The organism is Plantactinospora sonchi, from assembly GCF_036422035.1.
Taxonomy (GTDB): domain Bacteria; phylum Actinomycetota; class Actinomycetes; order Mycobacteriales; family Micromonosporaceae; genus Plantactinospora; species Plantactinospora sonchi.
Window position 1 is genome coordinate 128,107 of record NZ_JAZGQK010000025.1, and the last position, 9,765, is coordinate 137,871.

Sequence of the window (9,765 nt, forward strand, 5' to 3'; positions counted from 1 at the left end):
GCGTCCACGGGTGGCGAAACACGGGTAGCGTTCGCAAAAACGAACACCGGTCGGTCGAGCGGGGGGACGAATGTTGATCACGGATGATTTCCTGCCCGTTCCGGTTCCGGAGACGCTGACCGCCACCTACCTGGTGCCGACCTCCGGTCAGTCCGGCCCGCTGCCCGCCGAGGTGGTGGCGGGGCTCGGCGGACGCATCTCCGGGCCGGTGCACGACCTCGCCCGGCAGATGCTGTCCAGCCCGCTGATGAGCGTCGACACCCGGCCGATCAGCGAGTTCCCGCACCTGCCGCCGGACCTGCTCAGCGCCTTCGGTGCCACCGATGCCCAACTCGCCCGGCTGGCCGCCGCCACCGACCTGGTGGTCGTACAGGCGAGTTACCGACCCGGCTGGCCGCCGGCACACGAGTGGGCGGCCCGTACCGTCGCCGCCGCGCTCGCCGAGCGGCTCGACGCCGACGTGGTGGACGTCTTCGCCCTGCAGTTCCTCGATCCGGCGACCGCGCTGCGCTCCCTGCCGGACGGCGAGGGACGGGTACGCCTGATCGACTGGGTGCTGGTGCCGTACTCGTCGGACGACAGCGGGCTCTGGTTCACCACGAAGGGGCTGCGCCGCTTCGGACTGCTGGAACTGCAGGCACAGGGGGTGCCGACGCACCTCACCCGGGCCTGGGGCGCGGTGATGACCGGGGTGGCCCGCCGACTGCTGCGGGCCTGGACCGACGGGCTCACCGACAACGAGGTGCCGGCCTTCGTCCCGCTTCCGGTGATCACCTCGGTCACCGGTCACGACATCGCGGTTGCGTACGGCAACCCGCAACAGCACGACAGCACCCGGCCGGCGGCGCTGCGCCTGGAACTGGACCCGGCGACCGACCCCGACGCGGACTCGTTCCTGACCCTGCTCCCCCCGGCCGGCCACCCCGGCCCGGCCGGGCGGTACTTCGCCGCGGTCTGTGCCGCCCTGTTCGGTGCCGCGCAGTCCGACGTCCGGTACGCCCGCCCGGACGACGCGATGGCGAAGGCGATCACGACCGCCCGCGACGGCCTGCCGGGAATCCGGGAACGGTTCCTGGCCGGCAAGCTGCCCGAGGGCGTGCAACTGCTGGTCAAGTACGCGCTGCCGACCGACGAGGGGCCGGAGTACGTCTGGGCCGGGGTGACCTCCTGGGCCGCTCCGGAGCGGATCCTGGGCGCCAGCGCCAGCGACGCGGCCGCCGACCCGGCGGTCCGGGTCGGCCGGCCCGTCGTGGTGGACGTCGTCGACGTGGTCGACTGGGCGGTACTCGACGGCAGCGGCGTGGTGGAGGGCGGCTGGACCCAGGCCGTACTCGACGCCGGCGACCGCTCGCAGCGCTGAGCGGGCCCGGCCGGGTCGGCTACTTCACGGACGGCTGGACGAACGGCGGCCGGACCACCCGCATCGGCGTACGACGGCCCCGGATGTCGACCTCCACCTGGTCGCCCTGGGTCAGCCCGGCGGCCGTGTCGAGCAGTGCCAGGGCGATGCCGAGTTTGCGGGTCGGCGAGAACGTCCCACTGGTGATCGTGCCCACCACGGTGTCGCCGACGTGGGCCGTCATCCCGGCGCGGGGGATGCCCCGGCCCTCCGCCTCCAACCCCCAGAGGGCACGTCGGGCGCCGGCCGCCTTCTCCGCCAGCAGCGCCTCCCGCCCCCAGAACGTCGGCTTGTCCCAGCCGACCGCCCAGCCCAGCCGGGCCTGCACCGGGGTGATCTCCGGTGACAGGTCCTGGCCGTGCAGCGGGTAGCCCATCTCGGTCCGCAGGGTGTCCCGGGCGCCGAGCCCGCAGGCGCGGATGCCGTCCGGGCCACCCGCGGAGAGCAGCGCGTCCCAGACCCCGACCGCCGCCTCCGCCGGAACGACCAGTTCGTAACCGTGCTCCCCGGTGTACCCGGTACGGCAGACGACGAGCGGAGCAGCGTCGAGGTCGGCGGCGGCGAAGCTCATGTAGCCGTGCCCGGTCGGCAACCCCAGCGCGCCGAGCACCTCCGCCGAACGCGGCCCCTGCACCGCCAGTACGGCGTACGCCTCGTGCTCGTCGGTGACAGTGATCCCGGCCGGGGCGGCGGCCCGCAGCCGGCGGACCACCTCCGCGGTGTTGGCCGCGTTCGGGATCAGGAAGACGTGGTCGTCGCCGTGCAGGTAGGCGATGATGTCGTCCACCACCCCGCCGGTGGTGTCGTCGCAGCAGAGCGTGTACTGCGCCCGGCCGGGCCCGATCCGACCCAGGTCGTTGCTGAGGCAGGCGTTGACGAAGTCGGTCGCCCCCGGTCCGGTGACCCGGGCCTTGCCCAGATGCGAGACGTCGAACACACCCACCCCGGCACGTACCGCGGTGTGCTCGGCGAGGACCCCGCCACCGGCGTACTCCAGGGGCATGGACCAGCCGCCGAAGGCGGCGAACTTGGCGCCCAGCGCGACGTGCCGCTCGTGCAGCGGCGAGCGGCGGAGCTGGTCGGGGGAAGGTTCCGGGGTCGGGCCGGACACCTGGGTTGCGTCGGTCATGGGTCGCAACCTACCTGCGCAGGGACGCCTGGTTAGCATCGGCGGGACCCCTCCGGCGGACCGTCGGCGGGACAGCCCATTCTTCCGGCGGGTAGGTTTCGCCGGAGACCATCTTCGCCGACCGCACACCAGGCGGCCGGCCGTGCCCGTACCGGAGCCGCCGAGTGACATCGCCCAGCACCACCCTCAGCCTGGTCGACACCGACCCCGCCGAACTCGCCGTCGACGCCATCGTGATCGGCCTGCACAGCCAGACCACGGACGCGACGACGACCGGGCGGACGACCGGCTTCGCCGACACTCTGCTGCTGGCCAGCGGCGCGGAGAGCATTGCCGCGGCGTTCGACGGTCGACTGACCGAGACCCTGGCACTGCTGGGTGCCACCGGCGGTCCCGGCGAGGTGATCAAGCTTGCCACCCTCGGCACGATCACCGCGCCGCTGGTGGTCGCGGTCGGTCTCGGGGCCGAGCCGTCGGGCGCGGCGCCGGCCCCGGAGACGCTGCGTCGCGCCGCCGCGTCGGCGGTCCGGGCGCTCGCCGGCGCCGAGCGCGTCGCGCTGACCCTGCCGGTGCCGGACGACGAGGACGCCCCGGCCGCGCTCCGGGCCACCGCCGAGGGTGCGCTGCTGGGCGCCTACCGGTTCGCCGGCTACAAGACCCGGCCGCAGCCGAACCGCCGCCCGGTCGTCTCCTCGATCGCCGTGCACGTGCCGGACGCCGCCGACGAGCGGGCCCAGGCGGAGATCACCCGGGCCACGGTGGTGGCCCGCGCGGTCAGCCGGACCCGGGACTGGGTCAACACCCCGCCGAACGAGCTGCGCCCGCCGTCGTTCGCCGACTCGGTCGCGGCCGCCGCCCGGGAGGCCGGTCTCGGCGTGGAGGTCCTCGACGAGCAGGCCCTCGCCGCCGGCGGCTACGGCGGCATCCTCGCCGTCGGCCAGGGCTCGGAGGCCCCGCCCCGGCTGGTGAAGCTGACCTACGACCCGGCCACCGCCGGCGCCGGGGCGGCGACGAAGCGGGTCGCGCTGGTCGGAAAGGGCATCACCTTCGACACCGGCGGCGTCTCGATCAAGCCGGCCCAGGGCATGTGGGAGATGAAGTCCGACATGGCCGGCGCGGCGGCCGTCGCCGCCAGCCTGCTCGCGATCGCCGAGCTGAAGCCGACGGTCGCGGTGACCGGGTACCTGCCGATGGCGGAGAACATGCCGTCGGGCAGCGCGTACCGGCCCGGCGACGTGGTCACCATGTACAACGGCAAGCGGGTCGAGGTGCTGAACACCGACGCCGAGGGCCGGATGGTCCTCGGTGACGCGATGGCCCGGGCCTGCGAGGACGGCTGCGACTACCTGATCGAGACCTCGACGCTGACCGGTGGCCAGGTGGTGGCGCTGGGCAAGCGGGTGGCGGGCGTGATGGGCACCTCCGAGTTCTGCCAGCGGGTCCAGGTGGCCGGCGACGCCACCGGGGAGCCGACCTGGCCGATGCCGCTGCCGGACGACGTACGCAAGGGCATGGAGTCGGAGGTTGCGGACATCTCCCAGGTCAACGCGGGGATGGACCGTGCCGGGCACATGCTGCAGGGCGGCGTCTTCCTGCGCGAGTTCGTCACCGAGGACGTGCCGTGGGCGCACATCGACATCGCGGGTCCGAGCTACCACTCGGGTGAGCCGACCGGGTACTGGAGCAAGGGCGGCACCGGTGTGCCGGTGCGGACCCTGCTGGAGCTGGTCGACGACATCGCCGCGAACGGCTGATCCACGCGTGACCCGGGCCGGTGCGGCGCTGTTCGCGGCGCGCCGGCCCGGGGCTCGTTCGTGGGGGCGGGCGGGCTCGTCGGTGTGGGTGGAGCGGGCTCGTCGGTGGGGGTGGGGCCGGGTGACCCACTCTGGGCGGTCAGGCTTGATCCCGTCGTGGGTCACCCGGCCCCACCCGTGGCTCACCCGGGCCGCCTGGCGTGGGTTCCAGGGCCGACCGGCGTGGGTCGCCGGGGGCAACCAGCCGTGGGTACCGGGGCCGCAACTGTGGTTCACCCGGGCCCGGGAGTCGTGGGTCGGTCGGACCAACAGCCGGGGCTCACCCGGGCCGGGAGGCGAGGGTGAGCTGGCGACGTCCGTGGGTCGTCAGGGGTCAACTGGTCATGCGCTTGCGGCGTTCGTTGTAGTCCCGCATCCGCTGCGGATAGCCGACCAGCCGGACGTCATAGACCGGGATCGCCATCTTGTGGGCGAACCGACGGGCACCCTCCGGGCCGTCGATGCGGCGCCGGGTCCACTCGCCGTCGTGCGCGATCAGCATCACGGTGGTTTCGGTCACTGTCGTCCGAGGCTCGATGAACGCCTCGACGCCCCGTCTCGATCGGACGAACTGTTCGAGATGTTCAAGATCGGCGCGGTTGGCCGGGCGATCCCCCGCCGTGACAACCGCCTTCTTGCGCCGGCGAAACCAGGCCACCCGATCTCTCCTCCCCACCACGTCGGCCCCGTGGTGTAACTGGCGACTCGAGCAAGCGTACGTCCCGACGACGTGTCCTTGGGCACCTCGGTACGCGGCCCGCGTACACAAGTGACAAGATGACCGAGGTGGGCGCTCACCGGTACGCACGGACAGACCGGCGAAAGTCCACGCCCCTCCGGCCCGAGGACCTCGGCCGGAGGCGGCGGTATGTCCGGTTGCCCGGCATCCCCCTCGTAGCAGCGACGCGACCTGGGAGTTAACTGTGACCGAGCCGAACGGCGGAACCTTCGATGTCGTCATCCTCGGGGGTGGCAGCGGCGGGTACGCTGCCGCGCTGCGCGCCGCGCAACTGGACCTGTCGGTCGCGCTGATCGAGAAGGGCAAGCTCGGCGGGACCTGCCTGCACAACGGCTGCATCCCCACGAAGGCGCTGCTGCACGCGGCGGAGATCGCCGACCAGACCCGGGAGTCCGAGCAGTTCGGCGTCAAGGCCGAACTCGTCGGCATCGACATGTCCGGGGTCAACAGCTACAAGGACGGCGTGATCTCCCGGCTCTACAAGGGCCTGCAGGGTCTGCTCAAGAACCCGAAGATCACCACCGTCGAGGGCACCGGCAAGCTGGTCTCCCAGGACACCGTCGAGGTCAACGGCCAGCGCTACACCGGCCGCAACGTCATCCTGGCCACCGGCTCGTACGCGCGTACGCTGCCCGGGCTGGAGATCGACGGCGAGCGGGTGATCAGCAGCGACCACGCGCTCACCCTGGACCGGGTGCCGACGTCGGCGATCGTGCTCGGCGGCGGCGTCATCGGCGTCGAGTTCGCCAGCGTCTGGAAGTCGTTCGGTGTCGACGTGACGATCATCGAGGCGCTGCCCCGGCTGGTGGCCGCCGAGGACGAGGAGTCGTCCAAGGCGCTGGAGCGGGCGTTCCGCAAGCGCGGCATCAAGTTCAAGACCGGCAAGCGTTTTGAGAAGGTGGAGCACACCGACTCCGGGGTCAAGGTGAGCATCGAGGGCGGCGAGACCTTCGAGGCCGAGCTGCTGCTGGTCGCCGTCGGTCGCGGCCCGACCACCGCCAACCTCGGGTACGAGGAGCAGGGCGTCAAGATCGACCGCGGTTTTGTGCTGACCAACGAGCGGCTGCACACCGGGGTGGGGAACATCTACGCCGTCGGTGACATCGTGCCCGGCCTGCAGCTCGCCCACCGCGGCTTCCAGCAGGGCATCTTCGTGGTGGAGGAGATCGCCGGCCGCAACCCGGCCGTGATCGACGAGAACGGCATCCCCCGGGTCACCTACTCCGACCCGGAGCTGGCCTCCGTCGGGCTCACCGAGGCCCGGGCCAAGGAGCAGTACGGCGCGGACAAGATCAAGACGTACAACTACAACCTCGGTGGCAACGGCAAGAGCCAGATCCTCAAGACCGCCGGATTTGTCAAACTGGTTCGGGTCGAGGACGGTCCGGTCGTCGGCGTGCACATGGTCGGTGCCCGGGTCGGCGAGCTGGTCGGCGAGGCGCAGCTGATCTTCAACTGGGAGGCGTACCCGGCCGAGGTGGCGCAGCTCATCCACGCCCACCCCACCCAGAGCGAGGCGCTCGGCGAGGCTCACCTGGCCCTGGCCGGCAAGCCGCTGCACGCACACGCCTGACCACAGTTTTCCCGCGGCGCCCGGCGGCAACCGGGCCAGGATCGACAGGCCACGAAGGAGTCTTGAAAGATGCCGGTATCGGTCACCATGCCCCGGCTCGGCGAGAGCGTCACCGAGGGCACCGTCACCCGCTGGTTGAAGCAGGAGGGTGAGCGGGTCGAGGTCGACGAGCCCCTGCTTGAGGTTTCCACCGACAAGGTCGACACCGAGATCCCCTCGCCGGCCGCCGGGGTGCTGGCCCGGATCGTGGTGGGCGAGGACGAGACCGCCGAGGTCGGTAGCGAACTCGCGGTGATCGACGGGGACGGTGAGTCGGCCGGGCAGGCCGAGCAGGCCGCCCCGGCGCAGGCCGAGGCCGCCGCGCCGGAGGCCGCCGAGGAGCCCGAGCCGGCGGCACAGCCCGAGCCGGAGCAGCCGGCCGAGCCGGAGACCGTCGAGGCGCAGACCGCGCCGGCCGGCGGCGAGGGCACGGTCGTGAAGATGCCGGCGCTCGGCGAGAGCGTCACCGAGGGCACGGTCACCCGCTGGCTGAAGGAGGTCGGCGACACCGTCGAGGTCGACGAGCCGCTGGTCGAGGTCTCCACCGACAAGGTCGACACCGAGATTCCCTCCCCGGTCGCCGGGACGCTGCTGGAGATCCGGGTTCCGCAGGACGAGACCGCTCCGGTCGGTGGCGATCTGGCGGTGATCGGTGCCGCCGGTGGCAAGCCGGCCGAGCAGCCGAAGCCCGCCCCGGCGCCGGAGCAGCCGAAGCCCGCCGCCGAGCAACCGAAGCCCGCCGCGGAGCAGCCGAAGCCGGCCGCCGCCCAGCCGGCCCCGGCCGGTGCGTCGTACCAGAGCCCGGCGCCGGAGACGGAGCGCGCCGCGGAGCCGGCCCGCGCCGAGCAGGCGGCTCAGCCGGCCGCCAAGCCGACCCCGGCCGCGGCTGCCCCGGCCGGCGGCGAGAACGGTGCCGGGTACGTCACCCCACTGGTCCGCAAGCTCGCCGCCGAGCAGGGTGTCGAGCTCGGCACGCTGACCGGCACCGGTGTCGGTGGCCGGATCCGCAAGCAGGACGTGCTCGAGGCGGCGGAACGGGCCCGGGCGGCCAAGGCCGCCAAGCCCGCGGCACCGGCCGCACCGGCCGAGGCGGCCCCGAAGGCGGAGCCGAGCCCGCTGCGCGGCAGCACCCAGAAGCTGCCCCGGATCCGCGCGGTCATCGCCAAGCGGATGCAGGAGTCGCTGCACGAGATGGCACAGCTCACCACCGTCGTCGAGGTCGACGTCACGAAGGTGGCCAAGCTGCGGGCCCGGGCCAAGGACGGCTTCCTGCAGCGGCACGGCGTGAAGCTGTCGTTCCTGCCGTTCTTCGCGCTGGCCGCGGTCGAGGCGCTGCAGACGTACCCGGTGGTCAACGCCCGGATGGACCTGGACGGCGGGACGATCACCTACCCGGACGCGGAGCACCTGGGCGTCGCGGTCGACACCGAGCGGGGCCTGATGGTGCCGGTCATCCACAACGCCGGCGACCTGAACCTGGCCGGCCTGGCCCGGCGGATCGCCGACCTGGCCGACCGGACCCGGACCAACAAGATCAGCCCGGACGAGATCGCCGGGGCCACCTTCACGCTGACCAACACCGGCAGCCGGGGGGCGCTCTTCGACACCCCGATCGTGCCGTCGCCGCAGTCGGCGATGCTCGGCACCGGCGCGGTGGTGAAGCGTCCGGTCGTGGTCACCGACCCCCAGCTCGGTGAGGTGATCGTGCCCCGCTCGATGGTCTACCTCGCGCTCTCCTACGACCACCGGCTGATCGACGGCGCGGACGCCGCCCGGTTCCTGTCGGCGGTCAAGGAGCGGCTCGAGGCGGGCCAGTTCGAGGCGGAACTCGGTCTCTCCTGATCTGACAATCCCGCGAGGGGCGTCCGGCCGTCGGCCGGGCGCCCCTCGGCGTTTCCCCGGCCCACGCGCGACCGGGGTCGCGCGCCGTACGGAAGCGGGTGGGGCCGGGCGTCCCGCTGCGGCGCGGTCGGGCGTGCTCCGGACGCGGGGGCGCCGGCCCAGTCCCCCTCGACCCACCCGGGCCGCGCCCGTCGACGACAACCGGGGGTACGGGCCCGGCCTACGGCGGGTCGGGCCCGGGTGGGCGAAAATACCAGCATGCGTATCGCTGTCGCCGGCTCGTCCGGCTTCCTCGGCACCCGGTTGACCGATCGGCTCCGGACAGAGGGCCACGAGATCGTCCGGCTGGTCCGGCGCCCGGTCCGTGCCCCGGACGAGATCCGATGGGACCCGGCCGCCGGGCAGCTGGACCCGGCGACACTCTCCGACGTCGACGCCGTGATCAACCTCGCCGGTACGAACATCAGCGACCGACGGTGGAACGGCGAGTTCAAGGACCTGCTGCGGGCCAGTCGGGTGGACACCACCGCGACGCTGGCCCGGTCGATCGCCGCGCTGCCGGCAGACCAACGACCGCGGGTGCTCCTGAACGGCTCGGCGATCGGCTGGTACGGCGACACCGGTGACCGGCCGGTCGAGGAGGACGCGCCGGCCGGGGACGGCTTCATGGCGGACCTGTGCCGGGTCTGGGAGGCGGCGACCGCCCCCGCCGAGCAGGCCGGGATCCGGGTGGTACGACTGCGCATCGGCCTGCCGCTGGACCGGACCGGAGGTTTCCTCAAGCCGCAGTTGCTGCCGTACCGGCTCGGTATCGCCGGGAAGTTCGGTGACGGCCGGCAGTGGATCCCCTGGATCTCGATGGCCGACTGCCTGTCCGCGCTGAGTTTCCTGCTGGCCAACGACGAGATCGCCGGGCCGGTCAACGTCGTCGGTCCGGCACCGGCGACCAACGCCGAGTTCACCCGGGCGCTGGGGCGGGAGTTGCACCGGCCGACCGTCATGCCGGTCCCCGGGATCGCGCTGCGGATCCTGCTCGGCGAGATGTCGATCGAGGCGATGCGCAGTCTGCGGGTGCTGCCCGGGGTGCTGGGCCGGGCCGGCTTCCACTACGAGCATCCCGATCTGGTGAGCGCGCTGCGCGCCGCCCTGGACTGATCGGGAGCGGCCGGGGGGGGGGGGGGGGGCCCCCCCCCCCCCCCCCGGCCGGCCCCCCCCCCCCCCCGGGGGGGGGGGGGGGCCGCCCCCCCGCCC

7 protein-coding genes are annotated in these 9,765 nt (G+C 73.0%); 5 read left to right on the plus strand and 2 right to left on the minus strand.

Annotation, left to right across the window (positions count from 1 at the left end; genetic code table 11):
- The first annotated feature begins 70 nt into the window (after window positions 1-70).
- Complete coding sequence (locus V1633_RS27080; protein WP_331215613.1) at window positions 71-1,360, plus strand: DUF2314 domain-containing protein; 1,290 nt, start codon at window positions 71-73, stop codon at window positions 1,358-1,360.
- Between the two features lie 19 nt (window positions 1,361-1,379).
- Here V1633_RS27080 and gcvT read toward each other — a convergent pair whose 3' ends face one another.
- Window positions 1,380-2,528: a glycine cleavage system aminomethyltransferase GcvT gene (gene gcvT, locus V1633_RS27085; RefSeq protein WP_331215612.1), complete on the minus strand. Its 1,149-nt coding sequence runs from the start codon at window positions 2,526-2,528 to the stop codon at window positions 1,380-1,382.
- Window positions 2,529-2,692: 164 nt separating this feature from the next.
- On the opposite strand from gcvT, the gene V1633_RS27090 reads away from it, so the two are divergent.
- Complete coding sequence (locus V1633_RS27090) at window positions 2,693-4,282, plus strand: leucyl aminopeptidase (protein ID WP_331215611.1); 1,590 nt, start codon at window positions 2,693-2,695, stop codon at window positions 4,280-4,282.
- Window positions 4,283-4,655: 373 nt separating this feature from the next.
- Here the strand turns inward: V1633_RS27090 and V1633_RS27095 are convergent, their stop codons facing one another.
- Window positions 4,656-4,979: a hypothetical protein gene (locus V1633_RS27095; RefSeq protein WP_331215610.1), complete on the minus strand. Its 324-nt coding sequence runs from the start codon at window positions 4,977-4,979 to the stop codon at window positions 4,656-4,658.
- A gap of 265 nt (window positions 4,980-5,244) precedes the next feature.
- Between V1633_RS27095 and lpdA the strand changes: the two genes are divergently transcribed.
- The 3 genes from lpdA to V1633_RS27110 all read left to right on the plus strand — a co-directional run bounded on the left by lpdA (window position 5,245) and on the right by V1633_RS27110 (window position 9,669).
- Window positions 5,245-6,633: a dihydrolipoyl dehydrogenase gene (gene lpdA / locus V1633_RS27100; RefSeq protein ID WP_331215609.1), complete on the plus strand. Its 1,389-nt coding sequence runs from the start codon at window positions 5,245-5,247 to the stop codon at window positions 6,631-6,633.
- Window positions 6,634-6,702: 69 nt separating this feature from the next.
- A complete protein-coding gene (sucB, locus tag V1633_RS27105) occupies window positions 6,703-8,514 on the plus strand; it encodes a 2-oxoglutarate dehydrogenase, E2 component, dihydrolipoamide succinyltransferase (protein WP_331215608.1) in 1,812 nt (603 codons plus the stop codon).
- Between the two features lie 258 nt (window positions 8,515-8,772).
- On the plus strand, window positions 8,773-9,669 hold the full coding sequence (locus V1633_RS27110; protein WP_331215607.1) for a TIGR01777 family oxidoreductase: 897 nt from the start codon (window positions 8,773-8,775) through the stop codon (window positions 9,667-9,669).
- Window positions 9,670-9,765: the final 96 nt, after the last annotated feature.